Origin of the sequence: Magnetococcus marinus MC-1, assembly GCF_000014865.1 — a bacterium.
GTDB classification, from domain to species: Bacteria; Pseudomonadota; Magnetococcia; order Magnetococcales; family Magnetococcaceae; genus Magnetococcus; species Magnetococcus marinus.
Map to the genome: position 1 here is coordinate 4,093,557 of NC_008576.1, position 25,993 is coordinate 4,119,549.

The window sequence follows — 25,993 nt, forward strand, 5'->3', positions numbered from 1 at the left end:
AGCAACATCCCCTATTTTCCCAGCATCGAGGCCACCATGTCCCAGCCCCTAACCTCCATCTTAATGCCAGTTTTCAATAACATTGACATTATGGCGACCTCCATACAATACCTCACTCAATTTACCGAGACCCCCTTTGAAATTATTTTGATTGATAATGGCTCCTGGGAACCCCAGACCGATGCCACCTACGCCGCCCTAAGCCAAGATCCCCGTATTCAGGTGATCCGCAATAAGACCAACCTCGGTTTTGGCCGGGCCAACAATCTCGGCCTAGCCCAGGCCAAGGGTCGCTATATCGCCCTGATTAACAGCGACATGTTTCCCATCGCCCCATGGTTAGGCGCGGTGCATAACCGCTTTGCCCAAGTTGAAAAGTGTGGGGCTGTGCAGGGGTTAATTGTGCTGCCCAGCGCCGAGCAAGGGGTCGATCAATGGAGCGTGCAGACCTGCGGCTCACAATTTAATGCCAAGGGGGAGGCAATCTACCGTCTACCCAACCTACCCATGCATGACCCCCGGGTCCACCAAGCCAGCCCGCTACACTCCTTCATGGGGACCGGTGTGGTATTGGACCGCGCGGTTATTGCCGAAGTTGGTTTTTTTGATGAAGAGTATGACATTGTATTTATGGAGGATACCGATCTCTCCCTACGCATCTCTCAGGCAGGCTATCGAGTCTATTATGAACCTGCTGCCCGTTTTATGCATCTCCACAGCGCCTCCATGCCCCATTTGGAGCAGGCTGTCTATGATCGCAGCCGCCATTTTAACAAGGCGCTCTATCATCAAAAATGGCCGGTGGAAAAGATTGATGCCATCCTGCAAAAACAGGGCTTTGCCTCCATCATGGTATAGGTTTTTTTCATACCATGGCCTCGGCGCTGGTTAGCACCACCAGCATGCTCACCTCGCTCCACTCCACCAGGGCACCGGCTACATCACCGGTAAACCCGCCGATCCGCTTATGGCTGCTGGCTCTTATAAGCCACCACACCAGGATAACCGTGCCCTGCATGGGCCAAAAGGCGCTTTGCAGCAGCAGTGGCCCCAACCATGCCAACGCCAGCACCACAACCAGCCAGGGTTTGGGCAGATGGTGGGCTGGGGCTTGGCCCATGCCCTGACGGGAGACATAGGGGGTGGTTAAAAACAGCAGGCCCACCGCTAAGCGGGCCAGCATGGGGGCCAGCACCACCGCCCACAGCGAGAGTTGCAGGGTAAGCAAGGCGTGCAGTGCGGTAAACTTGAGCAGCAGCAGCATGACGAGACTCATCACACCGGCGGGGCCAATATGGGGATCTTTCATAATCTCCAGGGTGCGTTGGGGATTGCCCAACCCACCGATCCAACCATCGGCCATATCGGCCACACCATCCAGGTGCAAACCACCCGTGAGCCATACCCACAGCAGGGTTGCCAGGGCGGCGGCCAGCATGGGCAGGGTATCGCCCAGCAGCCACAGGGGCAGCACCACCAACCCGCCAATCACCATACCCACAAGGGGGTAGAACAGCACCGCCCGCCCCTGCACCTCTCCCGACCAGCCACCGGGTTGGGGAAAGGGTAGACGGCTGAGCAGCCTGACGGCACTACAGAGGGGCCACCAGATCTGCTGTTGCCACCCTTCACGCACCGCCGGAGACCCCAGCTTGGGCAAAGGTGGCCATCTCATTATGGAGCGCACAGGCCATACGTAAGAGGGGCACCGCCATGGCGGCTCCGCTGCCCTCCCCTAAGCGCATGCCAAGGTTGAGCAGAGGCTCTTTACCCAACATGCGGCACAGGATGGCATGGGCGGGTTCAGCGGAGTGATGGGCGAGGAAAAACCACCCCTCCACCCCTGGGCAGAGGCGTTGAGCGGCCAGCGCTGCGGCACTACAGATAAAGCCATCCACCAATACCGGCATACCCAGTTGGGCGGCACGGATGTAGGCACCGGTGAGGGCGGCGATCTCAAAGCCACCCAAACATTGCAGGGTGGCCAGGGGATCGTGCAGCACCCCTTGATGGAAAGCCAGGGCGCTCTGTAGGGCGGCGATTTTACGTTGCAGGCCTGCGGCATCCACACCGGTTCCTGGTCCCACGGCTTGTTGGGGTTCGATGTGGGCATAGGCACAGAGCAGGGCGCTGGCGGAGGTGGTATTACCGATGCCCATTTCGCCGCCAATAAACAGGTTACCGCCGCTGTGGTGGAGTTGTTCAATCTGTTCGCAGCCAGCGGCCATAGCTTGGGCCAGGGTCGTGGGCTGCATGGCGGGTTGGCTACGAAAATCGGCAGTTCCAGCCCCACAGCGTCGGCTGATCACGCCGGGCAGAGGTCCTACATCAGAGAGCGCGCCTACATCCACCACGGTGAGTTGGGCCGCCAGTTGGCGGGCCAGCACAGTGATGGCAGCCCCCCCACGGGAGAAATTGCGGATCATCTCTACAGTAACGGCCTGGGGAAAGGCGGATACGCCATGGGCGGCCACGCCATGATCGGCGGCAAAAATAACGATGCCCACTTTATTCAAGGTGGGTTGAGGATTACCTTGCATGGCGGCCAAGGTGATGGCAAGGCTCTCTAGCCGCCCCAGTGAGCCGGGGGGTTTGGTCAGTTTGAGCTGGCGTTGTTGGGCGATGTGCTGGGTGTGTTGATCCAGGGCTTTGGGGGGGGCTTGAAACCATGAAGAGGGTTGCATGGTGATACCTATGCTGAGGGTTATGGTGCTCTGCATGCTAGCACGCCCCTAGGGGGATAGGGAACCTTACACGGCCCTTGTGGTGTTTCGTGCAAAGGGGAAGGCTTGTTGCAAAAGTGACGGACCATGCATTCCCTTGACCACCTATTATCAAATGCTTATATATGGCATCCCGTTTGCCTAGAGGTTAGGGTTGCGGTTTTGGTATTCACCCTTTGTTGAGTTTGAGTGGCCATGTCCAGTTTGAGTATGAGTGACCCGTTTCAGGTTTGGTTAAAGCACGTTGTGTTTAACGAGCAAGATTATGATTGCATTTGTGCCATTGCCCTTAAAATTTTGGATGGCAAGTGCAAGATGTCTGCGACTGGGTCTGAATTGATGATGCGTTTGTATGATGCGGTTGAGCCGACGGGTCTGTTAATGGCTCGTTTTCAGGGGCTCATTGAGCGGGCCCGGGGTGGCGAGGTGGATGGCGATACCATTCGTCGAGCCCGTGAAGAGGCTGAGTCGCGCATTGAGAAGGCACAGATGAAGGCGTTTAAGGCGGCGTTGCAGAAGGCTGGTTTATTGCCTGCGGTTGGTGGTGCGGTTGACGAGGCGGCTTAACAAGCTTTGGGGGGGAGGGGTTTTCTCTCCCCCTTGGGTTTTGCTTTTACTCTTTTGATCTTTTTGCATGTTCTCAAGGCTCGGCACCGAACGGTGTGGTTTCTATGCTTAGAAAAAGGTTAGAGGGGGGGCTGGGGGGAGACGTTCTCTGTCTCCCACCAGGGTTTTGCTTTTGATCTTTTTCTTTTTGGCTCGCCCTGCGCTAGGGGAGCTAAGCTGCGTCTTTTTGCCGCTTAGCGACCAGCGAGCCAGCCTTTTAATACCCTACTGGGGAAAATTGGGGGTTTTTTCAATTTTCCCCAGTAGGGTATGCCAAATGCCCCAGCGGGGGTTCGTTCCGGGCTGGGGTTGGGGGATGCAAAGTTTTTCCCCCTGCGCCCGTGTGCCCATCCGCCCGCCACGCTGGCGCGTGGCATCGCTACCCGACGCCCCGTACCACGTCCCTACAAAACCCCAGCTCGCCTAAAAAAGCCCCTGCACCCTTGTCCAACCGATGCGGAGCTAAAAAAAATCAAACGATCAAAAGATCTCTGGGCTTCGCCCCGAACCCCACTGGGCGCTGCCCAGACCCGCTAGGTGGGCAAGCAGAGCCTCCCCCCAGCCCCCCAATCCCTTTTAATCATTAGACTCCCTGGTTATGGCGCCATTCACAACCCCTTAAACATCCCCTCCCCCACAGCCCCACGACACCCATACCACGGCCCCACCCAACCCTTGCGCGCCACCATCATCACCAAACCCCGCCCCCCCGTCTCCACCACAATCTGCCGCTCCACACAGAACCCCGCCCCCTGCAACGCCCCAACACACCCCCCCACCCCATCCCCACGATAGACCACCACAACCCACCCACCCACCCGCACCAACCCATACGCCGCCGCACAAAAGGCATCCAACCCACCATGCAATGTCATACGCGCCGCCGCCCGTAACGGATCCCTCGGCTCACGATGCGCACCCGCTTCAAAATAGGGCGGATTAAAAAATACTCCATCATAACAACCCCCACCCAATAGCCCCCGCCAATCCCGTAAATCCCCCGCTATAACCCGTACCGCCACCCCATACCGCGCCACCAACAACCGCGCCTCCTCAACCAGTACCAACTGCCGCTCCAAGGCATCAATCACGCACCCCTCCCGCAATCCCGCCAAGCGCACCGATGCCTGCCCACAGCCCGCACCCAACTCCAAAAAGCGCCGTCCCGGTAAACCCGCCACAACCCGCGCTAATAACGCCGGCTCCGGCCCACCACCCGTACGCCGACATACCCCCGTTAACTCAACCATATACACCTCTTATAGCATTTAACTATGCTGTCTATATTTATATAGTATTGTACTTATCTGTCGATTGTGGGTACCTTGGGGCTCAAGCAAACATCAGCGATCAGCCCATCCAGAAGGAGCCGTACCCATGAGCACCACCGAAAATTTACAAGCCGCCTTTGCTGGCGAAAGCCAAGCCAACCGTAAATATCTCGCTTTTGCCAAAAAGGCCGAACAAGATGGCTTTAGCCAAGTCGCTAAACTGTTCCAAGCCGTGGCCGAAGCCGAAACCATCCACGCCCACTCCCACCTGCGCGTGCTTGATGGTGTACATGACACCGCCGCCAACCTAGAAGCCGCCATGGCCGGTGAAGATTATGAGTTCACCACCATGTACCCCGAGTTTATCGCCGCCGCCGAAGCTGAAGGCAATAGCAAAGCGGTTAAATCTTTCAAACACGCCATGGCCGTGGAAAAGATCCATCACCAGCTCTTTATCCAAGCGCTCGAAGCGGTGAAGGCCGGTCAAGATCTTGCTGAGGCAACCTTCCACATCTGCCCGGTCTGCGGCCATACCGAAATGGGCCCCGCCCCCGAAAGCTGCCCCGTCTGCGGCGTCAAAGGGGAGAAGTTTCTCGCCCTAGCCTAACCCATGTTTGACAAACCGTGTGGCAAGGCAGCCCAAAGCTGCCTTGGCCACCAGGTTTTATAGCGCACATGTGGCCTACACAGCCACGCTACCCCCCCGCCACACTCCGCAACCAAAAGGGGTGCCAAATCAACGAAGCCCCACAAAACCTACCCAACCAAGCTCCGCTTCTCTACCCTGCCGGGCCGCTGCGGCAGCTCCCCTGCACCACCCGCTCAAGAATAAATTCACTGACAAATGCAGATCATTGGCTTAGGGTATGCTTCAATTGTGACGCAGACTACCTAACGGAACTGGATCTATGCCTAGCGCTTATGAAATTGAGTGCCAACTGATGACCCAAGCGGCCCAACAGTGCCACGACACCATTATGCAACATTTTCGGTTGGGCCAAACCGTTGGCGAAGGGGCCAATGTACAGGATAAAGGCATCAACAACCCCCTAACCGCAGCCGACCTCGCCGTCGACGGTTATTTGCACGACACCCTGTTAACCGCCCGGCCCGACTATGGTTGGCTCTCTGAAGAGACGGTGGATAACCCAAGCCGCCTGAAAAACCAGCGTGTATGGGTCGTGGACCCCATCGACGGGACCAAAGAGTTTATAGCTGGCATTCCTCAGTTTGCCATCTCCATTGGCCTGGTAGATAACGGCCAACCTGTCGCTGCGGTGGTCTACAATCCCGCCTTACAGGAGATGTTTAGTGCCCACCTTGGCGGTGGGGCACAGTTAAATGGCACGCCCATTCATACCTCCACCCGCACCAGCCTACAAGGCGCTCGCTGCCTGGCCAGCCGCTCCGAAACCAAACGCGGCGAGTGGGATAGCTTTACCTCGGAGCTGCAACTGACCACTATGGGCTCCATCGCCTATAAACTGGCCCTGGTAGCCATGGGTCGCTATGATATGACCTTTACCCTTACACCCAAAAATGAATGGGACTTCTGCGCAGGTCATCTGTTGGTAACCGAGGCTGGCGGTGCCATTAGTCACAAAGAGGGGTCACCCTTTATCTACAATCAAGCGCAGCCCAAAACCCGCTCCGTTGTCGCGACCAACGGCCCCCTTCACGAACCCCTGCTCAACCGCTTGCGTGATGTCCCCTTGGGACGCGATCGACGTTAAACAGACCTTTTGGACCCAACCTGCCACCCTAGAGATAAAAAATATGGCTAAGATTGATGTTTTTGGTATCGGCAACGCCCTGGTCGATCAAGTTTATGCTGTAGAAGAGTCCTTTCTAACCCAGATCGGCGAAGAAAAGGGGCGCATGTCCCTGGTAGATCCGCAGCGCCAAGCCGAACTTAGCCGTGCTTTGGCATCAACCCCAGCCCTGCGGGCGTGTGGTGGTTCAGCCGCCAATAGCTTGATTGCTCTTACCCAATTGGGGGGGAGCGCCTTTCATGCCTGCCGTGTTGCAGAAGATGAAACCGGCCACTTTTTTGCCCAGGATCTAACCGCTAACGGTGTACAGCACCAACTGCACACGCTGCCCGCTGGCAGCAGCGGCAGTTGTATGGTTTTTATCACCCCCGATGCGGAACGCACCATGTGTACCTTTTTAGGGGCCTCGGCTGACCTACAGCCCGAGGATGTTCCCGACGCTATTCTGACAACCGCCCAGTGGTGTTATGTTGAAGGGTATCTGGTTACAGCACCCAACACCTTGGCCGCAGCCCTAAAAGGGCTGCAACAGGCACGGGCAAACGGGGTTAAAACCGCCCTGAGTTTTTCCGATGTCAATATGGTAAAATTTTTCCGCGACGGCTTTAGCCAAATGTTGGGGGAGAGCGGTGTAGACCTGATTTTTTGTAATGCCGAAGAGGCCCTGGCTTTTGCCGAAACCGACGACATGGCACAGGCTACCGCCGCACTAAAAAAACAGAGCCGTACTTTTGTGATCACCCTTGGCGCGGAAGGGGCACTGCTGTGGGACGGCCAGCAGGAGATCCAGGTCGCCGGTCAACCCGCCAAAGCCATCGACACGAATGGCGCGGGGGATATGTTTGCGGGTGCCTTTTTTTACGGCATCACCCAAGGCTGGGATTTTACCAAAGCCGCCCAACTGGCCTGTCGCTGTTGCGCCGTGCTGGTGACCCATGCGGGGGCGCGTTTGCCTAAGTCGCGCACCCAAGAGATTCTGGCCCAGTTTGTCCCATAAATAGACCCGTGCGGGGAGCCATGCGCTCCCCGCTAACATTTGTTTCGTCATTATGTTATTATGGGCTGAAAGAGTGATCGCTCATTTAAGGAATTTGACATCATGAACACAGACACCCCCCATGATCGACGCATTGCCGAGCGTGCTGAACACCCCAATGGGCGACGCCAGTATACCCGTGTGGAATATCGTCACGCCATACTGCTCAAGGATGCCTCGGGGCAGAGCTACGATGGCTCTTTCAACGATATTAGCCTTAAAGGCATGCTGTTTCTTGCAGAACATCTGCCCGAAGCTGGAACAGAGGTAGGTGGTGAGCTTCTATTGGGGGATGTGGTGATTGAGCTGCATGGCACTGTGGTATTGAGTCAAGCCGATCGGGGTGCGGCCATTCGCTTTATGGATATTGATTTAGAATCCTTTAGCCACCTGCGCACTCTGGTTTCATTAAATCTAGGGGATGCGGAACGCATTGACCGGGAGCTGTTTGATAGCCTATGAGTTTTCCTACCCATACGCTCTACCCCATATTGGATCAAGCGTGGCTGGATCAGTCGGGATTTCATATTTCGGCGGAAGCGGTCGCACAGCAGTTTAATACCCTACAGCTACCGCTTATTCAGCTGCGTAGTAAGGGAGAAGCGGGGGCACAGTGGGCATTTATGCAGCCCTGGGCCGCTGCTTTTCGCCGCCACGCGCCCAATTGCCGTCTTATCATCAACGACCGGGTGGATATTGCCCTGGCATTGGCCGCCGATGGGGTGCATGTTGGACAAGAGGATCTTCCGGTTGCCGTTTGTCGCCAAATCCTCGGCAACCAAGCTTGGGTTGGCCTATCCACCCACAACGCCGAAGAGATTGCTCTCGCCCGTCAGAGTGGATGTGACTATATTGGTTTTGGCCCGGTCCACACCACCGACACCAAGCAGAACACTTATCGCGTACAGGGCTACGCACGCCTGGCCGAGGCGTGTCATCTGGCTGCTCACTTACCGGTTATTGCCATTGGTGGCATTGGCAAAGATCGCATTACCCCTTGCATGCAGGCAGGGGCCGCCGGTGTCGCGATGATCAGCGCCCTTTGGCGTCAAGAGGATTGGATCGAGCGCCTAACCGATGCCCAGCACCGCGTGCATAAATGAACCAAGGCTGCTCGACATTCCTTCGGCGGCCCCCCTCCTAATCGCTAATTAAGTGTATGTCCCCGGAACTCCTGCGCCAGAATGGTCCTGCGAGCCTTGCACAGCTGAAGGCAGAGCTGCAGGCACCTAAGACAACCATATATCGTAATTTGAATAAAATGATCACTGAGGGCCGCGTGTGGCGGAATCTGATCTCTGGGGACGTTACATTTTCAACTGAAAAAGTGGTGCCCAAAGTAGGATCTCTAACACCTCGCCAGAAACAAGCGGTCGCCATGGCACAAGCCATGGAACGCATCTCCAGGTTGGAACTCTCTAAGGAGCTTGGTATCTCACCTCGAACAGCAAGTAGAGAGCTAGCCACGTTAGTAGCATTTAAGATATTGGAATTGGATGGAAAACGCGGAAGACATGCTGCGTACCGCTTATGTCATACTAACCATAAATGTGACTAATAGCTGATTTAATCTTGAGATTTAAGCTGTTAAGGCATAGTCTGATCAGCCAAACCTGACAATGACATTCTGTGGTACTGGGGAGACCTAATGGCAACAGGGCAAGAGTCTATGGTTCAACCTGCGCAAATATCAAAACAAAAAATTGAGGAGCTAGCTGAGCAGTTCGCACAGGTTGTTGGCTACCAGCCAGGCGGTGACCTTCGTGAAATCATTGAAAACAAACTTGGCGGCGAGCTGAAATATGCTGACGCATCTGAATGGTTTAATACCGAAGATGGTTCAATAAAGGTGCGTGCACGCAAAGATTTTACGATCACCCTAGCCAATTTTACTGGGCCTCTGAGAAATCGCTTCACTATTGCCCATGAGCTTGGGCACTACGTAATCCACTCTCGTATGGGTGAAGTTCCTATTGAAGCTCCTCGAAAAGGGCGCTCAGTTGCCGAGAGACAAGCTGATGCGTTTGCTGCAGCTTTTTTAATGCCCAAGGAGCAGTTTCTAACCTTCTTTGATTCAATGGGTGAAAATCCAGATCTAGAGCTAATTGCTGGGCATTTCCGAGTGTCAAAATCCGCTGCAAATTACAGGGCCCAGGAATTTGGCCACACAATCGATTGACCGACACTTAGAGCCACAACTCAGGCTCTTTTTGAGCGTTGATGTGATTGGATCAACTGCTTTCAAGCAGAACTGGATTGATACCAAGTCAAACGACTCCTGGTTTATTTTTTTCGAATCATTCTTCAACGACTTCCACACAAAGTTCAAATCCTGCATTGCTGACCACGCAAAAGAAGATGAGAGACAAGTAGATAGAGATATCTCGCCATGGAAATTTATGGGCGATGAAATCATTTACTCAATAGAAATCAAAAAAAGCTGGCAAGCGCTTTTCTTGTTAAAATCCTTTAGAAGTGCTGTTATAGAGCACAGGAATGAAATAGAGGACTCACGGAACTCTGTAAGTTTAAAAGCTACAGCATGGCTTGCTGGATTTCCTGTTGGAAATTCGGTTGTTGACACTCCGACAGGCGAAGATTATCTAGGCCCATTAATTGACACTGGCTTCCGTCTCTCTAAATTCGCATCAAGAGAACAAATGGTCATCTCGGTAGATTTGGCCTGGTACATCACAAAGAGTGATTCTCGCCCTGATGGTTTTTATCTTCATGGCTTAGAGACTTTAAAAGGTGTTCTTGGAGGAAGAGACTATCCAATCATTTGGTGGGATATGGACAATGCCCTGACTGAGAAAATGACATCAGTCGGCTTATTAAGCAAGATCGACTCGGCTAATCTCAACAAGTATTGCGAATGCTTTATAGAAAGAGCTCAAAAACCGTTAATTTTTCCTTTTTGCCCAGATGATAATGAGCGTCGCCCAGATGGGTATGATGAGGATCTAAAGTGTATCCGAAAGCTTAGAAATAGCGTCCCAGATGATCACCCATCGATTGAGGACGGTGAATCCGTAGACATCCAAATCAGTTCAGATAAAGACGAACAAGCGGTCAAAAACGCTATCGAACAAACTGAAAAAGAATTGAATAGCAAGTTATCGTAAATTGATAGACGGCATAGCTGCTTCATGAGTTCCGGGGACATACACTTTATTCATGATCAAAGGAGTTCAAAGGAGTTCCGGGGACATCTATGGACCCACCCCCTAATTGCAAGAAGAATTTTTTTATCTGACACAAACAAGGTGCGAATGCAGACATCTATTCGGCCTTTAGGTGGGATGACTATTTGATCCCTGGCCCTGATGGAAACCGCGCGTTTTCTCCTGGTCAGTTTCACGGCCTCGAAGGCCCCTGTCCCCGTGAGGTTTTGAAAACGCCGGGCTCGACCCGTTATGCCATCAAAACTTATTCTCTCGCAATCTTCGGTGAGAACTCAGAACAACCCCTTCACTTTCCCTTATCAGAATCTTTTAACAGCGGTTCGACGGCTATCCATGTGCGGTTTGCTCACGATAGTTTTCTCCCTTTACCAACAGAGCCCACAATATCCGGGCATTTTTGTTGGCTACCGCCACACAGGTGATGTTATAGCCTCGGCGCTCCCTTAATGCGTTGACCCATTGGCTTCGTCGATCGAATTCCGGGGACATACACTTTCACACCAAACACGTACATCTTTCAAATCGGCCTCATAATCGGATTCCTCAAAAAATACATCCTGCCTGCGGTTACCCCTCTGCGTAATATGGTGCGCTACACTTGGAATGACCACTCTTGCCAATCTCGCCATTATTTGTAATCACTCCTAATCGCTCATTAAGTGTATGTCCCCAGAACTCCTCCTCCCAGAACTCCTGCAAGGCCATGACCCGCCAAAAAGGGATGCGCACATCCGAGACCAAGTAAACCAACGTACCCTTGCCAGGGCCAGCGGTTGCTGTTCCATCAGCCTGCGCAGCAGCGACCATAAAAACCCAGATACTCAGGATCGCGGCGAGGAATGACCTTAAGTGCATAATGTCACCTAATATAACATGCTATATTCATGAGAAGTTATTCTTTGATCATATTTTGAACGCGCATTTCAAGCTGGCTGTGACCATTAACTGCCGTTTTCATCTTTGACAAGGATCTCCCGCCGCAAGGGTTTCAATAAACCCCACTGGATCGCGCACACAGAATCATTATTTCTTTCAAATTTTACAGCATTTTACATATCAATCTTATTCAAAAACACCTGCTCGCTGCATGCAAAACACCAAGCGCTCTGTACTGCTGCCACGTCGCGCCCACCCATTAGCCAACCCCACGCAGCCCTTGTGGGGCCAGGAGAGGCGTTACCCCTTCCAAGCGGATGTGCGTGTCACGGGCACCACACAAAAAAAGGCGACACCGATGTGACGGTGTCGCCTTTTTTGTAAGCGCCCATTTATCCCCATCAACTACCCTGCCGGTTCAGCAGCAGATTTCAAATTCCACGGGAGCAACAAGTCGAACTCATCCACGGTTTGCGCTGTGGCGAGGCCCTCAAAGACCTTTGTGAGATAGACGAAGGGCTCCCAACCATTGGCTTTGGCCGTTTCAATCAAACTGTAGAGGTTTGCCGAGGCCTTTGCACCTCGAACAGAGTTGCTGAAGAGCCAATTTTTCCTGCCAATCACAAAGGGGCGAATGGCGTTCTCGGCTCTGTTGTTGTCAATTTCCAGGCGTCCATCATCAAGATATCGAATCAGAGAGGACCACTGATTGGTCAGATATCCCATCGCTTCGCCGAGTTTGCTTTTCGGTAACACCCCTGCTCGATTATCTTCCAGCCAGGTTTTCAACTCATCGATAATGGGGCGGGAACGCTCCTGGCGCACCTTGTAACGTCGCTCTGGAGTAGCCTCTTCCTCACGCAGATCCTTTTCCACAGCGTACAGTTTCCGGATCAGCGACAGTGCCTGCCCAGCCTTGCCTATCTTGCCTTTTTTGGATTTTCCCAACGCTTTGATCGCCTCGTCGAATTGACGACGGGCATGCGCAAAACACCCCATCAGGATCACATCTTCCTGCGCACCCACACCCAGATAACCTGCATACCCATCCGTTTGCAACCAGCCTTTATAGCCCGCCAACAGCCGTTTCGGAACCTCGGCACCGCGTGTGGGATCGTAATCAAACAAAATCACCGGACTACCCGGGGGACCACCTCGCTGTACCCACATATAGGAGTTGCTGGCTGCAACTTTATCTTTTTCCTTAAGCACTTGAATCGTAGTTTCATCCATCTGCAGGATATCGTAATCCAGCATCTTGTCCCGCATCAGATTGATCAACGGCTGCACCAGTTGGCCGCACTGGATCATCCAATTGGCCAGCGTGGTTCGACAGACATCAATCCCTGCACGGGTCAGAATGGCGCCCTGTCGATAGAGCGGTAACCCATCGGCATACTTGGATACCGCCACATGGGCCAATAGAGCAGCTGTAGCCAACGCCTTGGGAATGGGACGTTTGGGTGTAGGGGCCGTCTTCACGCCCTGTTTGCAATGAGGACAGCCATATTTGATCTGGATGTGCCGCAATACCTGCACCTTGGCCGGAATAATATCCAGTTGCTCGCTGGTCTCACGGCCAATCTCGACCAAATGGTGACCATCCAGGCCACAAACCAATGCCGACTCAGGCAACTCATGAATGATATCCACCCGGGGTAGCCACTCTGGCAATGGCTTGCGCCCTTTGGACTTCACTTTGCGGCTATGGGCAGGAACCTGGATCTCTTCGGCATCCTCTTCAGGTTCCTCGGCAGCCGTCACTTCTGCCTCATCGAACAGACCCAACTGACGGGGATCGCTCTTCTCACTGGAACGCCCAAACCGCTTGGCAATGAGAATATTCAGCTTCTCCCTCAGAAGCTGGGCTTCATGCTCCATACGCTTGCTTTTGTCCTGTAAAAGGACATTTTCAGCCTGCAAGGAAAGTATTATTTCCCGCAAAGCGGCAGGGTCATCAGGGAGTGTCTTTGGTAGCGTTTTCATAGCCGAAATTATACCAAAAAAACCGCCTTAACACTCTATACAATCGAAGAAAAATGCAGTTTATTGTGACCCTTCATTGCCGCCAGGTTGTAGCCATCAAGTAGCCAATTCAGCTGCCGCCCCGTGATTTGGATTTCTGCGGCACCTCCCTGGCGCAACCAGTGAAATCGGTCCTTTTCCAGCCGCTTTTGCCACAGGCAGAAGCCATTACGTTCCCAGTAAAGGATTTTCACCTTGTCCAATGATCGATTGCGAAACACGAACAGAGCCTCATCAAAGGGATTCAACTCCAGTTCTGCCTCCACCAATGCAGCCAGTCCGTTGATCCCCTTCCTGAAATCCACCGGCTCCAAACAAAGATGGACGACAGAAATATCCGGCGATGGGCGCATCATCACAAGGCTGCCACAGATCGCAGGACAGAGAGCAAGCTCTCGCCACCATTCCCTGACCACTCCACCGTCATACCATTTGGGAACTGAATCCGGCAGACCCCTGCTGAAGACTTTGAACTCAATTCCAATCGCTGAAAACGTCGCTTGCCTGATCCTGACTCTTCCAGAAAACCCATTTGCGTCAGCTTGCGCTTCCAAAAATACAACGATGGAAGGCTCAGCTTATGGACTTCAGCGTACTCCTTAATGGTGCCGACCTCAGAACGACAACTGCGTAAATGATCCAGCCAGTACCGCTGCTTCTCACTCAGCACAGACGCCTCAATTGATTTGTCTTCCATGTTCGCCTCCTAAAATTTTGAATTTCAGAAAGCGTGACATACCTTCAGATCAAACTGAACCCTGGGGATAAATGGGCGCTTACCCTTTTTTTGTGTGGTGCCCACCAGCCCCATAAAGGGGGCGGATGCTATTCCTCTTCTGACTCGTCCTCGTCCCGATGCACCCGCTCCATCTGTTCCTCTTTGGTTTTGCAGTCGATGCACAGGTCGGTTACGGGACGCGCCTGCAACCGGCCAAGGCCAATCTCCACACCACAACCGCTGCAAAAACCATACTCATCCTCTTCAATGGTGCGGATGGTACGATCAATTTTACCAATCAGCTTACGCTCACGGTCACGGGTGCGCAGCTCGAAGTTACGGTCCGTCTCTAGCGAGGCCCGGTCCGTGGGGTCCGCAAAGACAGCCTTCTCCTCATGCATGCCAAGCACCGTTTTTTCAGCCTCTTCCACCAACTGTTGTTTCCATATCAAGAGTTGATGCCGGAAAAAAGCCCGCTGCATCTCACACATGTACTCTTCATCCTCAGAGGGGGTATACCCTTCTGGCAGAATGATATCCGCAATTTTTTTTTCGGCTACGCCTTGGTCGCTCATTATCTTTCCTCCATCCCGAGCCTCAAAATGGACTCGACCGAATCCAAGCCCATGCAACCCCCAGCTTGGTTCCAAACCCGTTTAAGCCAACGGCGAACTTTAGTCCATTTCACGCCAAAATGACAGGCACAAAGTGAATACCGCGCCCAATTATCCCCTTACACCAAGGTTGCCCTTGGCTTGGGTGAAAAGAGCTTGCCAGGATTTAGAATTCCATTAGGGTCAAACAGCGCTTTTAAACGCCGCTGCATCGCCAGATTCTCCGCATCCAACTCCCAACCCAGATAGTCCCTTTTTTGATAACCAATACCGTGCTCACCAGAGAGGGTACCATCCAGCTTAACCACCAGATCAAACACCCGATCCAACGCATCGGGCAGACGGGCCATCACCACAGAATCTTCCGGGTCCACCAACAGATTAACATGAATATTGCCATTACCCGCATGGCCAAAATTAACGATGGGCAAATCCACCCGCTCGGCGATGCGTTGTAACCCCTCAATGAGCTCCGGTAGACGCGAAACCGGAACCGCCACATCTTCATTAACGCGCTTAGGGGCCAAGTTTTTCAATAAGGGTGAGAGCGCATAGCGAGCCGCCCACACCGCCTTAGCCTGAGCAGCCTGCCGCGCCACCACCAGCTCTAACGGCGCGTAACGTTGTAAAATTTCCTGCAACCGCGCCACTTCACCCTCAACCCGCGTCACCTCGTCGGCCACCTCCAACAGCAGCAAAGCGGCACCCTGGGCCGGTATGGCCATGCCCGCTTGGCGCAGCAACCCCAAACAGGAGCTATCCATAAACTCCAGCGCCGACGGCGGCACACCCGCAGCCATAATGGCACTCACCGCTTGGGCCGCTGCCGTCACGCTTGCATAAACAACGCGCATTGTAAGTTGGACCGCAGGCTTTGGGGTAAGTTTCAGAATCGCCTGTGTAATCACGCCCAGCGTGCCCTCCGAACCCACCAACAGCCGGGTCATATCGTAACCTGTCACGCTCTTCGAGCAGCGCGAGCCGGTACGCATCACCTTACCCTCCGCCGTGACCAGCTCCAACCCCAGCACCCAATCACGCACCACCCCATAGCGCACCGCATTGGGACCCGCCGCACACATGGCCAGATTGCCACCAATAGCACAACTTTTTGAAGAGGAAGGATTGGGCGGCCAGAACAGGCCATGGGCCGATAACTGATCTTGTAAATCGGCATTAACCACCCCAGGCTCCACCACCACCAAACGGTCAGCCGGGTTGATCTCAAGAATACGGTTCATACGCTGCAAGGAGAGCACAATCCCCCCCTCCACCGCCAAAGCCCCCCCCACATTGCCAGTACCGGCTGTGCGCGGTGTTACCGCCACACGATGTGCATGACAGAGCGCCAAGGTGGTCTGGACATCGTGCAACGTGCTCGCCAATACCACCCCGTCGGGGCGGGCATACAGGCCAGTATTGTCCCAGGCGTAGGACTCCAAATGGGCACCATCCCGCAGCACCTTGTGTGCCCCCAGCCGCGCTTGCAGAGCCGTTAACACGGCCATTGACCCGCTATGTGGGGCACCCTTGGTGTTCACGCTATCCTCCTAACCACACTGGAACCGTGCCACCCTACCCAAGGGATAAGCCGCTACGGTTTGCTCGGCTCGCTCTCTTCTAATGGGGTGGGTTTATAGCTTTCGGGGTCAACCTCAATGTAAGAGACCACCTCTTTAACCCCCTTCACCACACTGGCGATACGCGCTGCCCGGTCCCGCTCCTGAATGGAGGCCGCCAAACCCGTCAAATAGACCACGTTTTTGGTGGTATCCACATGGATATCCAGACCCCGTACCTGCTCATCCCGCAGCAGCATCATCTTGACCTGGGTCGAGATCCAGGTATCTTCGGCCAGCTCCTGCGCCGAGGCATACTGCACTTTTAACTCCGAATGCACCGCCCGCACCCCACGAATCGCCTTGGCAATGCGCACCGACTCCTGCACCTCTTCTTCATTGGCTGCGGTACCCGTTAGCAACACCTTGCCACGAAACACCGTGACATTGACATTACCCCAGCTTACTTTATCGCTCTCAATGTAGGCCGAACGGATTTTGTTGGAGACCCACAGATCCTCCACCATCTCGACGGTGCCGCGACGCTCCACCGACACGCCGGTTACCACGCCCCCCCCTACGATGGGCGCACAGCCACTGAGCAGGCCCACCACCAACGCCACCATCCATCCACGCGCCATCTTGTTCCCCATCTGCTCCATCCTTGATTTCCAAATAAAGGAGGTTTTCCCCAGGCCCATCCATGCGCCCGTCTCTGCTCACTGAGCTACCAGCCCAGTTGAAAAGCATCTTGCACAATCTCTGCGTGCCATCCTTGCGCCTCACGCGCCACCAACACCGCATCAAAGCGGCATGGCGCGGCCATCCAGGCCGGGTTGGCCAGACGCCACGCCTCGGCCAAGCGGCCCAACTGACGCTGCTTGCGGCCATCAATGGCTTCACCCGCTGAGCCACTGACAGCACCTTGACGGGCTTTAACCTCGCAAAAGACCACCACCTCACCGTGCAGTGCGATGATATCCAACTCGCCATAGCGGCTGCGGGCATTGCGTTGCAAGATATGATAGCCCTTTTTCTTCATCATCTTACAGGCAAAATCTTCGGCCTGTTCACCAAAGCTTTTCGGGGTCAAAAAACCCATGCACGGCCCCCCTTTGCCCAACGACAACAGCCTGTTTGCAGCAAGAAACGTGCTAACCACACCAGCACTCCCTTCATGAGGTCGAATCTTTATGGTGCAACGCCATCTCATAAATCTGTTTGCGTGGCAACCCGGTTAGCTGCGCCACCTCTGCTGCGGCCATCTTAACCGACAACCCCCGTGCCAAGGCTGCCTGCAACAGCGGCTCTGGGGCCTGTACTGGAGGCTCGCCAGGGGCAATTAACACCACCATCTCGCCCCGTGGCTCATGGCTGGCAAAATAGTCTAACAGCGCATCGGCACGCCCCCGATGAAAGGTTTCATGTATTTTGCTCAGCTCGCGGGCCACCACCACCTGCCGCGCCCCCCCCAGTACCGCTACCACCCGCTCTAACAATTTTACAATGCGTTTGGGCGATTCAAACAGAATCACCGTGCGTGACTGGCTCTCAATGCTGCTTAAATAGCGCTTCATCTCCCCCTCTTTACGGGGGGCAAAACCGTCGAACAAAAAGGTGTCGGTGGGCAGACCCGAACCGCTCAATGCGGTGGTTACGGCGGTGGCTCCGGGCAGGGGCACCACGGTTATGCCTGCCTCAATACAGGCCCGCACCAACGGTTCACCGGGATCACGAATGCCCGGCGTGCCCGCGTCAGAGACCAGCGCGATGTTCTGCCCTTGCTGCAATTGCGCCAAAATGGTGGGGATACGACTCTGGGTATTGTGGGTGTGAAAACTGGTCATGGGCACCCCAATCCCCAGGTGATTGAGCAGCCGGCTGGTGTGGCGGGTATCCTCGGCTAAAATGCGATCGACCTCTTTTAAAAGGCGCACCGCCCGCAAGGTTATATCCTCTAGGTTGCCGATGGGGGTCGGAATAAGGTACAAAACACCTACTGTGGTGCTAGAATTGGTGCTTTGTGCCGTTGTCACCGCGCGATCCCCGTTATGTGGAAACAGTCATGCCCAGCCGCCTTTATCTGACGACCCAGCGCCCCTTAGGGCGCACCTATACCACCCTGTTTTTAGCGTTAGCGCTGCTGGGTGGCTGTGCAACGACGCCGCTGCTCAAGGGGCAGGCGCCCTCACCCATCACTCAAAAGGTGAAGGCCGAACCGCCGTCCAGCCCTGCCCCATCGGCCAGCACGACGGCGACAGCGGCCAACGCACAAGCGCCCAACACCCCAACCGACGCGGCGCAACCCCCGACACTGGCCACCACCACCCTCGCCGCCCCAGAGACCGCTGGGCTTGCTGAAGAGGCGGCCACCCGGTCGGATACCGAGTCGCTCCAGGCATCATCTGCCGATGGTAGCATGAACCCGCTGCTACTGGCTATGAACAAGGCGTATAGCAGCCACCGTCAGGGCAGCGCGTTATTGGTTAACAACCCCCATGAACGCTATACAAATCCTGAGTTACCTGCGGAGTTGCTCCAGTGGCAGCGCTATTTTAACCACTATCTGACCCAGGGTGGCTTGCAAGATACCATGACCCTCGCCTACGCCTATCCGGCGGATACGGTGATTCAAGGCCAGCAGGCCCATTTGACTTGGCGCATGATACGCGGTCAAAGCCCTGAGCGGTTAGAGATCTTGCTCAAGCAGCAACCCACCGACCGGCCCCTTATTACCCCCTATCTGGCGCTGGCTTTGGGGGATGCCCGTTGGAAGCAGGGGGATGCCCAAGGGGCGCGGCAACTCTGGCAACTGGCGTTGAGCAAGAGCAGCTGGACCCCCTTAACCCGCGAGGCCCGGCATCGTCTGACGCCGGACCGCACAGCGGCCATGCAGTTGGGTTTGTTGCTGCCCTTAACGGGCTCTTACGCGCAACTGGGCAACCATGCTCTACAGGGGGTACAGCAGGCGTTGGCGGACTATCCTGACGTACCCCTCGCGCTGTTTGTGGGGGATACCCAGGGCGATGAGATTGTGACAGAAAAGGTGGTGCGAGGCTTGGTCAAGCAGGGGGTGGAGCTCCTATTGGGCCCCATTTTTCATCTTGAGGCCGCCACCGCCGCCCGCATGGCGGTGACACTACAGCGCCCCATTATTGTGCTCAACCCCCGCAAGAGCATTGCGGAGATAGATCCAGCCAGCCAATCGGGCCGGCAGCATCCTCGCTGGATCTATCTCAATGCCTTTGATCCCGAGCAGCAGGCCAGGGATATGGCCCACTATGCGGTTAAGGTGGAGGGGCGGCGGCGCATCGCCTTTCTGGCACCAGACAGCGACTATGGGCGTTTGAGCGTCACGGCGTTTCGCAGTGAGGCCATTAAGTTGGGGGCCACGGTATTGGACCCCTATTATTTTCCTGAAGAGAGCCGGGATTTTTCGCCCTGGCTAAAAAAGATGGTGCATGTGGACCCCGACACGGTGGCGCAGCGCTTACGCCGCAGCAGCCGCTATCGCTCGCTGGATCCTGCCGATCCCCCTGCGCCCACGGACAGGGATGAGGTGGAGCCCTGGGCGGATTTTGATGCGATTTTTCTACCGGTTGCGGCCCAGCAAGCGCGTCTGGTGGCACCCCAGCTTGCCTTTTACAATGTGCGCACCCCCACGGTTTCACTGCTGGGCATGCCTTTATGGAACAGCCCGGAGTTACTGGCGGAGGGGACCGATTATCTACAGGGCGCGGTCTTTACCGATCTGCCTGCTGACCGCAAGGCCAGCTTTGACAACAGCTATCGCCGTCATTGGGATCAAGATTCTTCAACTTTATCCATGTTAGCCTATGACAGTGTGGTAACGGTGGCGCAACTGATGCGGGATATGCGCATGGAGGAGCTCCAGCACAGCTATTGGCTGAGCCTATTGAGCCGGGGCGAGGGTTTTGCGGGCATCACTGGCCCGCTGCGCTATATGCCCGATGGCCGTTCTGTGCGCAGCTACCCCTATTATCAGGTAGGCAATGGCAAGATCATCCCCGTGGTGTTGGACGAACCCCAATAACAGAGCCTGAACCCACCCCCCTTGTGTGGGGGTGGGGCTTGAGCAAACATAATCTTTTAGTTTATCATTTTCTGACTGATTAAGCGTATATGCTCTATATTCTAATATACGATAGGCTTTTATACCTATGGAGAGAAGATGACGGTTCACGCCCCCCAGGATTGCCCTGCTCAAGAGCCTATCCGTAGATTAAAATGCTACCTCGTCTCTTTTTGGGTCGATTTTTGTAACGATACGCCACTGTTTTTAGGCCAAGACAGTGCGTGCTGCAATGATAAACGAGGTTGGAAAAAACGATGTTCGACGCTTCGACAAGCGCTTGAAGCGTATGCACGTGGCGATGGGCCATTACCAGAAGGAATCCATAACCCTGGGGAAAAATTGCTTTGGTTAGCTGCCCTTGATTCTGTGATTCCCAACTTAAGCAACCAGCAAAGTGGGCACCGTAGCCCGCCCATGCGCTTTATTATAAATGGACAGTCGTGGAATCTGGTACGGCGTCATCGCCCCCTAGGACCTATCCACTTTCAGAAACAGGGGGGACATTTACGCAACTATGTGCGCCACCATCATATTTTTCCTGAAGTAGAGCGCGGCATTAAGCTCACAATTAGGCCCTTGCATTCAACAGGTTTACGACTCCGCCTTGAGACGATCGCACAGGCACAAGAGGGCGTATTACGCTGCTATCTGGGGAGTTTTCCGGATGGAACCGCCCCTGATTGGGGGGACAAGCCGGGGGGAAATTGTCGATGCCAGGAGTTGATAGACCCAGACCTCCGAGAGAGAAGCCTCTTGGCCGCGCTGGAGGCGGCAAAAGAACTTAAAGCTAATCTGGTTATTTTCCCCGAACTCACCCTCACCCCACAGTTGCGTGAATGTGTTCAAACGTGGCTTTATGATAATCAAGATCATGGTTTTGCCATGCTTATACCTGGCAGTTTTCATGAAATGGTTGAACCTTCCCAAGATCCCATCAACCGCGCTGTGCTGCTCTCTGGCTTAGGCGAAACCCTTTTACAGCATAACAAAATCATTCCTTTTAGCACCGCTGGCATGCATGAAAACATTACATCGGGCGATACCCTTACCTTGTTAGACAGCCCCATTGGCCTAATCGCCCTCGCCATCTGTCGGGATTTTCTGGAATCCGATGACAACACCAAGCTACCCTGGCAGAGTGTCGCCCCCCATTGGGCACTGATCCCTTCCATGAGCGAGATACAGGGGGTGAGGGCACATCTACGCCAAGCCAAAATCCTTGCCATGGCTTGTGGCACACGTGCCCTGGTACCCAACCAATCTTTAGATGGTAATTTTCCTGCCGGCCAACCAATTTATAGCGAGACATCTCCCAGTAAACATGGCTTTGCCGTGTGGCCAGAGGTTAACGGCACCCCTGTAGTTACGCATGTAACACCCTGGGAACGTTTATTCTTAATCCCACTCTAGCAAATGGCCGATAGATAGCTGTAAAGTGTAGTAAACCATGGTAAACTGTTCCCTTGGAGCCACCCAAACCCTTTACTTTGAGTTGCCATGAACTTTGATTTTAATCACGTTGACCCTGCTTGGGTCGCGGAAGTCCCCGAACTTTCAGAGATTCTGCAATCCATAGAGGCTACCGATCCGCTGGCATTAAGTGGACCGCTTGCCGAAACCCTGGATTATGTTTATCGGGTGCGTTTTGCCCGGCTGCTCATGGGCCACCCGGCCACTGAGGATATGGAAGCACTGGCTCTGCATATGGAGAGTGTTGCCGTTGTGCCCCGTCGTGCCAAGCAGCTCTCCGCTACCCATAAAGATCGCTGGCAGATGTTGCGGGATGTGCTGGAGGATCGTATGGCCGTTCGGGCGCTAAGCATCCCCAAAGCGGTCAAGACCCGCCCCCACGTGCTACCCATTTTGCGGCTCATTCGTGACACTGGGGGCATGACCCAACAAGCCTTACAAGAGCAGCTTGCGCTACAACCGGCCAACCTCTCCCGCATTCTTACGATGTTGGAGGGGTGGGAACTGGTGGTGCGCAATCGCGTGGGCAAGCAGAACTGGCTAAGCCTAGGACCACGGGCTGGTGAGATGCTTCAACCGGCTCAAGCACCAGCAACGCAAGCAACCACCTCTTCCACCCCCGTGACAAACAATATTTTGCCCTTTAACCGTGACCCCAAGGCCACAAAGAACGAACCTTGGCGCCCAAAAGGATGGGAGCTGGCTTCGGCATGAAAATTATAACGTTTTACTCTTTTAAGGGGGGTGTGGGCCGCACTGCACTGCTGATGCATTTGGCGATACAGTGGGCGGACCGGGGGGCTATTGTGGCGGTGGTGGATATGGATCTTCAGGCTCCTGGTCTGAGCTTTCATCCATGGCTGCAAGCCCACAGCGACCCTAAACTGCAAGAGCGTGGAATGAGTGATCTACTCTCCATCTACTACAGTGAGCAAGCACTTGAGCAGGAGCCCCCTCTCTTTGGTTTTTACCCCCCCAGCAAGCTTTTGCGAGAGGTCCGCGACCCCAGCGGTAAATGGGGCAGTGGTGGCCGGCTCTATGCCCTGCCCGCAGGGGGTCTAAGCCTACCCCAAGCGGACCACTATGAGCCCACGGCTGATCATCATTTTCCAGCAGACACTGACCGTGCAGAGCGCACAACGCCCCCCCCCGCCCAACGCACGCTACACGCCTTTGCGGACCGTTTTCGAAAAGATTTGGAGCAATTTAAAACCCCAGACAGCAAACGCCCCATTGACCTGCTCCTCATCGACAGCCGTACCGGTTATCTGGAGATGGAAGATCTGGCTGTGGGGTATCTGGCCGATCAAGTTGTGCTCATCTCTGGCCTAAATGGTCAAAACCTGCGTGGCCTAGCGCTTACCCTAAAGGCTTTAAGACCCCAACGCATTCCTGCGGGGCAATTTGCCAACCAGGCCCTTTGTGTCTTCTCCCCGGTACCAGCCCACTTGCATGACGACCCCGCAGCCCTGGCGGCGTTACAAACCGGTTATGATCTGCTGGAAGAGGCGTGCATCCAAGAGGAGGGGCTGCAAGAGGAGCTACCCCCTAAAGTATTCACCCTACCCTACACACCCCATTTGGCCATATCGGACATCCCTCTGCCCCGTGGCAGTTCGCCTGCCGGAGCACACCCTTACTGGCAGAGTGTGGTGGAGATCGCCAATGCGTTACTGCCCCAGCAGCAGCCTGAGCAGTTAATGGCGGAACAACGCCAGGAGACAATCCGTACACTGGGCTTACATGCGCACACCCCACGCGAGCCACGGAGCCAAGAGGGGCCTTATATGGGGCCGCCACTAAAACCCAGCTCTTCCAACAACCGACCCTTGGCCAACCTTTTCCGACTGCCTAAGTGGGACTGGCCCTTTAAAAATTCTCCTGACCTTAAACGTACATGGCTCAGCAAGGTGCCCTCAAGTAAGGGGCACACAAAGCAGTTTGAACCTCTGCTCAATGGACTTTGCATCTCTCTCTCTTTGAAAATCGAAGAGAAGAAGAAAATCTTTGATAATTTAGACAATCTAAGCCTGTACCAACAAACAGAACTTGTGAAAATATTCCAAGAAGAGCAGTACAAACTTTCATCTCTTGACGTAAAGCATGAAGAGCAACTCTTCACCCAATTATTTGAACATCAAAGAGCATGGGCTGGCCTTATGCTAGAGAGCCCAACGGCGGGGGATAGGGCGCTTTTAGAGTGGCCTTTAGAGGGCACCGATGCCTTTATTGCTTGGCGGGAGACACCCTACTACTGGCGGGCTATTCTGGAAAATGTCATCCATGGAAGCGATCTACTTAAAGAGGCGCGGCACGCTACCCTACAGGCTGGCATAAAAAGGGCAGGCCAATATATACACAAGCAATGGAAACCCCATTCTTTGCAGGGGGTTTTATCGCTGATTGAATTAATTCACCAGCATGCCCCTGACTTGACCACCCCCCTGTTAGAACGCGTAAAAACGCTGGCCGACTTGGACCATACAGGCACGGCTTGGCGGAGTGTTGCCCAGTTCTACCAGCATGTTATTCGATGTGATGGCTCCGCCAGCTCAGCTTATGAACAAGCGCTGGCAAAAAATCCGCAGGATGCGTGGACAGCGGCTGATTTTGCACAGTTTTTAGCCCAATCAGGCAAAGACCTAGAACGGGCCGAAGCGCTTTACCAGCAAGCCATCGAGGTCGACCCGAATGACGCCGGCATCCTCAACAACTTTGCCCTCTTCATGACCGATAAAAAGGGTGATCATGCGCAGGCTGAAATTCTCTACAACAGAGCCATCGAGGCCGATCCAAATGACGCCATCGCCCTAGGCAATTTTGCTCACTTCATGACCAAGATTAAGAGCGATCATGCGCAGGCTGAAATTCTCTTCAACAGAGCCATCAAGGCCAATCCGAATCACGCCAAAGCCCTAGGCAATTTTGCTACCGTCATGACCAAGATTAAGAGCGATCATGCGCAGACTGAAATTCTCTTCAACAGAGCCATCGAGGCCGACCCGAATGACGCCAAAGCCCTAGGCAATTTTGCTACCTTCATGACCAATATAAAGGGGGATCATGCGCAGGCTGAAATTCTCTTCAACAGAGCCATCGAGGCCGATCCGAATAATGCCAACAACCTAGGCAATTTTGCTCACTTCATGACCAATATAAAGGGGGATCATGCGCAGGCTGAAAGACTCTACAACAGAGCCATCGAGGCCGATCCGAATCACGCCAACAACCTAGGCAATTTTGCCCTCTTCATGACCAATATAAAGGGGGATCATGCGCAGGCTGAAATTCTCTTCAACAGAGCCATCGAGGCCGATCCGAATCACGCCAACAACCTAGGCAATTTTGCTCACTTCATGACCGATAAAAAGGGGGATCATGCGCGGGCTGAAATTCTCTATACCAGAGCCATCGAGGCCGATCCGAATAACGCCAAAATCCTCAACAACTTTGCTAACTTCATGACCTATATAAAGGGGGATCATACGCAGGCTGAAATTCTCTACAACAGAGCCATCGAGGCCGCTCCAAATAACGCCAACGCCCTAGGCAATTTTGCCCTCTTCATGACCAATATAAAGGGGGATCATGCGCAGGCTGAAATTCTCTTCAACAGAGCCATCGAGGCCGATCCGAATCACGCCAACAACCTAGGCAATTTTGCTTGGTTTTTGCTCGGTCGCGGACGCCTTGAAGAGGGACGCCTCCAATTAGAAAAATCGCTCTCGCTCCAACAAGAAGAGGCGGATCCTACCCTGCAAGCTGAGACCCGCTTTTATCAATACGCTCTTGGCCCGGCCCACCAGCGCAGCGAAGCCCTGGCTGTACTGCGGCGGGTACTCATGGAGAAACAAGGGCGCTCTCCAGGGTGGGATTTTGCTGGCATCCTTGAACAAGCTGAGCAAAGGGGCCACCCCCATTACCCGTGGTTAATCCGCTTGGCCCAGGTAATCTCTGCCGGTGCACCCGTAGAAACCCTAGAGCCATGGCCCGACACCACGACTTGAGCAAAGGGCCCTCCACGCTGCAAAACGGGGCAGCC

At 54.3% G+C, this 25,993-nt stretch carries 24 protein-coding genes and 1 pseudogene; 13 read left to right on the plus strand and 12 right to left on the minus strand.

Features of this window, described 5'->3' with window-relative positions; all coding sequences use genetic code 11:
- Positions 1–36 precede the first annotated feature (36 nt).
- Positions 37–858 carry a glycosyltransferase family 2 protein gene (locus tag MMC1_RS16780; RefSeq protein ID WP_011714829.1) on the plus strand — a complete coding sequence of 274 codons (822 nt, stop codon included), beginning with the start codon at positions 37–39 and terminating at the stop codon, positions 856–858.
- 7 nt (positions 859–865) lie between these two features.
- Here the strand turns inward: MMC1_RS16780 and MMC1_RS16785 are convergent, their stop codons facing one another.
- Both MMC1_RS16785 and cobT read right to left on the minus strand, forming a co-directional pair.
- Positions 866–1,660, minus strand: coding sequence for an adenosylcobinamide-GDP ribazoletransferase (locus MMC1_RS16785; protein WP_160162732.1), 795 nt, complete (start codon positions 1,658–1,660; stop codon positions 866–868).
- Positions 1,629–2,720, minus strand: coding sequence for a nicotinate-nucleotide--dimethylbenzimidazole phosphoribosyltransferase (cobT, locus tag MMC1_RS16790; RefSeq protein ID WP_011714831.1), 1,092 nt, complete (start codon positions 2,718–2,720; stop codon positions 1,629–1,631). The genes MMC1_RS16785 and cobT overlap by 32 nt, the downstream gene beginning before the upstream one ends.
- 198 nt (positions 2,721–2,918) lie before the next feature.
- On the opposite strand from cobT, the gene MMC1_RS16795 reads away from it, so the two are divergent.
- On the plus strand, positions 2,919–3,290 hold the full coding sequence (locus MMC1_RS16795) for a hypothetical protein (RefSeq protein ID WP_011714832.1): 372 nt from the start codon (positions 2,919–2,921) through the stop codon (positions 3,288–3,290).
- Between the two features lie 647 nt (positions 3,291–3,937).
- Here the strand turns inward: MMC1_RS16795 and MMC1_RS16805 are convergent.
- Complete coding sequence (locus MMC1_RS16805) at positions 3,938–4,579, minus strand: O-methyltransferase-like protein (protein WP_011714833.1); 642 nt, start codon at positions 4,577–4,579, stop codon at positions 3,938–3,940.
- Positions 4,580–4,706: 127 nt separating this feature from the next.
- On the opposite strand from MMC1_RS16805, the gene MMC1_RS16810 reads away from it, so the two are divergent.
- From MMC1_RS16810 to MMC1_RS16845, 7 genes are all read left to right on the plus strand, one after another.
- Positions 4,707–5,207, plus strand: coding sequence for a rubrerythrin family protein (locus MMC1_RS16810; protein WP_011714834.1), 501 nt, complete (start codon positions 4,707–4,709; stop codon positions 5,205–5,207).
- A gap of 301 nt (positions 5,208–5,508) precedes the next feature.
- A complete protein-coding gene (locus MMC1_RS16815) occupies positions 5,509–6,333 on the plus strand; it encodes a 3'(2'),5'-bisphosphate nucleotidase CysQ (RefSeq protein ID WP_011714835.1) in 825 nt (274 codons plus the stop codon).
- A 43-nt stretch (positions 6,334–6,376) separates the two neighbouring features.
- Positions 6,377–7,369 carry an adenosine kinase gene (locus MMC1_RS16820; protein WP_011714836.1) on the plus strand — a complete coding sequence of 331 codons (993 nt, stop codon included), beginning with the start codon at positions 6,377–6,379 and terminating at the stop codon, positions 7,367–7,369.
- A 102-nt stretch (positions 7,370–7,471) separates the two neighbouring features.
- On the plus strand, positions 7,472–7,870 hold the full coding sequence (locus MMC1_RS20575; protein WP_011714837.1) for a PilZ domain-containing protein: 399 nt from the start codon (positions 7,472–7,474) through the stop codon (positions 7,868–7,870).
- A complete protein-coding gene (gene thiE / locus MMC1_RS16830; RefSeq protein WP_011714838.1) occupies positions 7,867–8,511 on the plus strand; it encodes a thiamine phosphate synthase in 645 nt (214 codons plus the stop codon). Before MMC1_RS20575 ends, thiE begins: the two co-directional genes overlap by 4 nt.
- Positions 8,512–9,056: 545 nt before the next feature.
- On the plus strand, positions 9,057–9,587 hold the full coding sequence (locus MMC1_RS16840) for an ImmA/IrrE family metallo-endopeptidase (RefSeq protein WP_049757720.1): 531 nt from the start codon (positions 9,057–9,059) through the stop codon (positions 9,585–9,587).
- On the plus strand, positions 9,568–10,533 hold the full coding sequence (locus MMC1_RS16845; RefSeq protein ID WP_143711451.1) for a hypothetical protein: 966 nt from the start codon (positions 9,568–9,570) through the stop codon (positions 10,531–10,533). The genes MMC1_RS16840 and MMC1_RS16845 overlap by 20 nt, the downstream gene beginning before the upstream one ends.
- Before the next feature lie 387 nt (positions 10,534–10,920).
- On the opposite strand, the pseudogene MMC1_RS22285 reads toward MMC1_RS16845, so the two are convergent.
- The 9 genes and pseudogenes from MMC1_RS22285 to rsmI all read right to left on the minus strand — a co-directional run.
- A pseudogene (locus tag MMC1_RS22285) lies at positions 10,921–11,058 on the minus strand (IS110 family transposase); the annotation flags it as partial.
- Positions 11,059–11,874: 816 nt separating this feature from the next.
- Positions 11,875–13,455: an IS66 family transposase gene (gene tnpC / locus MMC1_RS16855; protein ID WP_011712020.1), complete on the minus strand. Its 1,581-nt coding sequence runs from the start codon at positions 13,453–13,455 to the stop codon at positions 11,875–11,877.
- A 35-nt stretch (positions 13,456–13,490) separates the two neighbouring features.
- Positions 13,491–13,850, minus strand: a complete 360-nt coding sequence (tnpB, locus tag MMC1_RS16860; RefSeq protein WP_011712019.1) for an IS66 family insertion sequence element accessory protein TnpB — start codon at positions 13,848–13,850, stop codon at positions 13,491–13,493.
- Positions 13,850–14,191: an IS66 family insertion sequence element accessory protein TnpA gene (gene tnpA, locus MMC1_RS16865; protein WP_011712018.1), complete on the minus strand. Its 342-nt coding sequence runs from the start codon at positions 14,189–14,191 to the stop codon at positions 13,850–13,852. Before tnpA ends, tnpB begins: the two co-directional genes overlap by 1 nt.
- Positions 14,192–14,319: 128 nt before the next feature.
- Positions 14,320–14,787 (minus strand): RNA polymerase-binding protein DksA, encoded by a 468-nt coding sequence (gene dksA / locus MMC1_RS16870; RefSeq protein WP_011714843.1) that lies wholly within the window; start codon positions 14,785–14,787, stop codon positions 14,320–14,322.
- A 158-nt stretch (positions 14,788–14,945) separates the two neighbouring features.
- Positions 14,946–16,367, minus strand: a complete 1,422-nt coding sequence (locus MMC1_RS16875) for an FAD-binding oxidoreductase (protein ID WP_011714844.1) — start codon at positions 16,365–16,367, stop codon at positions 14,946–14,948.
- Positions 16,368–16,420: 53 nt separating this feature from the next.
- Positions 16,421–17,026 carry a BON domain-containing protein gene (locus MMC1_RS20580; RefSeq protein WP_011714845.1) on the minus strand — a complete coding sequence of 202 codons (606 nt, stop codon included), beginning with the start codon at positions 17,024–17,026 and terminating at the stop codon, positions 16,421–16,423.
- Positions 17,027–17,112: 86 nt separating this feature from the next.
- Complete coding sequence (locus tag MMC1_RS16885) at positions 17,113–17,487, minus strand: YraN family protein (RefSeq protein ID WP_011714846.1); 375 nt, start codon at positions 17,485–17,487, stop codon at positions 17,113–17,115.
- A 73-nt stretch (positions 17,488–17,560) separates the two neighbouring features.
- The gene (gene rsmI / locus MMC1_RS16890; protein WP_081436333.1) at positions 17,561–18,421 is read right to left on the minus strand and encodes a 16S rRNA (cytidine(1402)-2'-O)-methyltransferase; all 861 of its coding nucleotides are present in this window, start codon (positions 18,419–18,421) and stop codon (positions 17,561–17,563) included.
- Between the two features lie 29 nt (positions 18,422–18,450).
- Here rsmI and MMC1_RS16895 point away from each other — a divergent pair, with 29 nt between their 5' ends.
- From MMC1_RS16895 to MMC1_RS20585, 4 genes are all read left to right on the plus strand, one after another.
- The gene (locus tag MMC1_RS16895; RefSeq protein ID WP_041641362.1) at positions 18,451–20,439 is read left to right on the plus strand and encodes a penicillin-binding protein activator; all 1,989 of its coding nucleotides are present in this window, start codon (positions 18,451–18,453) and stop codon (positions 20,437–20,439) included.
- A gap of 795 nt (positions 20,440–21,234) precedes the next feature.
- A complete protein-coding gene (locus tag MMC1_RS21990; RefSeq protein WP_041641365.1) occupies positions 21,235–21,891 on the plus strand; it encodes a nitrilase-related carbon-nitrogen hydrolase in 657 nt (218 codons plus the stop codon).
- An 87-nt stretch (positions 21,892–21,978) separates the two neighbouring features.
- Positions 21,979–22,665: a helix-turn-helix transcriptional regulator gene (locus MMC1_RS16905; protein WP_011714850.1), complete on the plus strand. Its 687-nt coding sequence runs from the start codon at positions 21,979–21,981 to the stop codon at positions 22,663–22,665.
- Positions 22,662–25,958 (plus strand): tetratricopeptide repeat protein, encoded by a 3,297-nt coding sequence (locus MMC1_RS20585; RefSeq protein WP_011714851.1) that lies wholly within the window; start codon positions 22,662–22,664, stop codon positions 25,956–25,958. The genes MMC1_RS16905 and MMC1_RS20585 overlap by 4 nt, the downstream gene beginning before the upstream one ends.
- The last annotated feature ends 35 nt before the right edge of the window (positions 25,959–25,993 follow it).

Coding starts and splice junctions, on each gene's coding strand:
- MMC1_RS16780 (WP_011714829.1), top strand. CDS start 37: ATGTCCCAGCCCCTAACCTCCATCTTAATGCCAGTTTTCAATAACATT.
- cobT (WP_011714831.1), bottom strand. CDS start 2,720: ATGCAGAGCACCATAACCCTCAGCATAGGTATCACCATGCAACCCTCT.
- MMC1_RS16795 (WP_011714832.1), top strand. CDS start 2,919: ATGTCCAGTTTGAGTATGAGTGACCCGTTTCAGGTTTGGTTAAAGCAC.
- MMC1_RS16805 (WP_011714833.1), bottom strand. CDS start 4,579: ATGGTTGAGTTAACGGGGGTATGTCGGCGTACGGGTGGTGGGCCGGAG.
- MMC1_RS16810 (WP_011714834.1), top strand. CDS start 4,707: ATGAGCACCACCGAAAATTTACAAGCCGCCTTTGCTGGCGAAAGCCAA.
- MMC1_RS16815 (WP_011714835.1), top strand. CDS start 5,509: ATGCCTAGCGCTTATGAAATTGAGTGCCAACTGATGACCCAAGCGGCC.
- MMC1_RS16820 (WP_011714836.1), top strand. CDS start 6,377: ATGGCTAAGATTGATGTTTTTGGTATCGGCAACGCCCTGGTCGATCAA.
- MMC1_RS20575 (WP_011714837.1), top strand. CDS start 7,472: ATGAACACAGACACCCCCCATGATCGACGCATTGCCGAGCGTGCTGAA.
- thiE (WP_011714838.1), top strand. CDS start 7,867: ATGAGTTTTCCTACCCATACGCTCTACCCCATATTGGATCAAGCGTGG.
- MMC1_RS16840 (WP_049757720.1), top strand. CDS start 9,057: ATGGCAACAGGGCAAGAGTCTATGGTTCAACCTGCGCAAATATCAAAA.
- tnpC (WP_011712020.1), bottom strand. CDS start 13,455: ATGAAAACGCTACCAAAGACACTCCCTGATGACCCTGCCGCTTTGCGG.
- tnpB (WP_011712019.1), bottom strand. CDS start 13,850: ATGATGCGCCCATCGCCGGATATTTCTGTCGTCCATCTTTGTTTGGAG.
- tnpA (WP_011712018.1), bottom strand. CDS start 14,191: ATGGAAGACAAATCAATTGAGGCGTCTGTGCTGAGTGAGAAGCAGCGG.
- dksA (WP_011714843.1), bottom strand. CDS start 14,787: ATGAGCGACCAAGGCGTAGCCGAAAAAAAAATTGCGGATATCATTCTG.
- MMC1_RS20580 (WP_011714845.1), bottom strand. CDS start 17,026: ATGGCGCGTGGATGGATGGTGGCGTTGGTGGTGGGCCTGCTCAGTGGC.
- MMC1_RS16885 (WP_011714846.1), bottom strand. CDS start 17,487: ATGGGTTTTTTGACCCCGAAAAGCTTTGGTGAACAGGCCGAAGATTTT.
- MMC1_RS16895 (WP_041641362.1), top strand. CDS start 18,451: ATGCCCAGCCGCCTTTATCTGACGACCCAGCGCCCCTTAGGGCGCACC.
- MMC1_RS16905 (WP_011714850.1), top strand. CDS start 21,979: ATGAACTTTGATTTTAATCACGTTGACCCTGCTTGGGTCGCGGAAGTC.
- MMC1_RS20585 (WP_011714851.1), top strand. CDS start 22,662: ATGAAAATTATAACGTTTTACTCTTTTAAGGGGGGTGTGGGCCGCACT.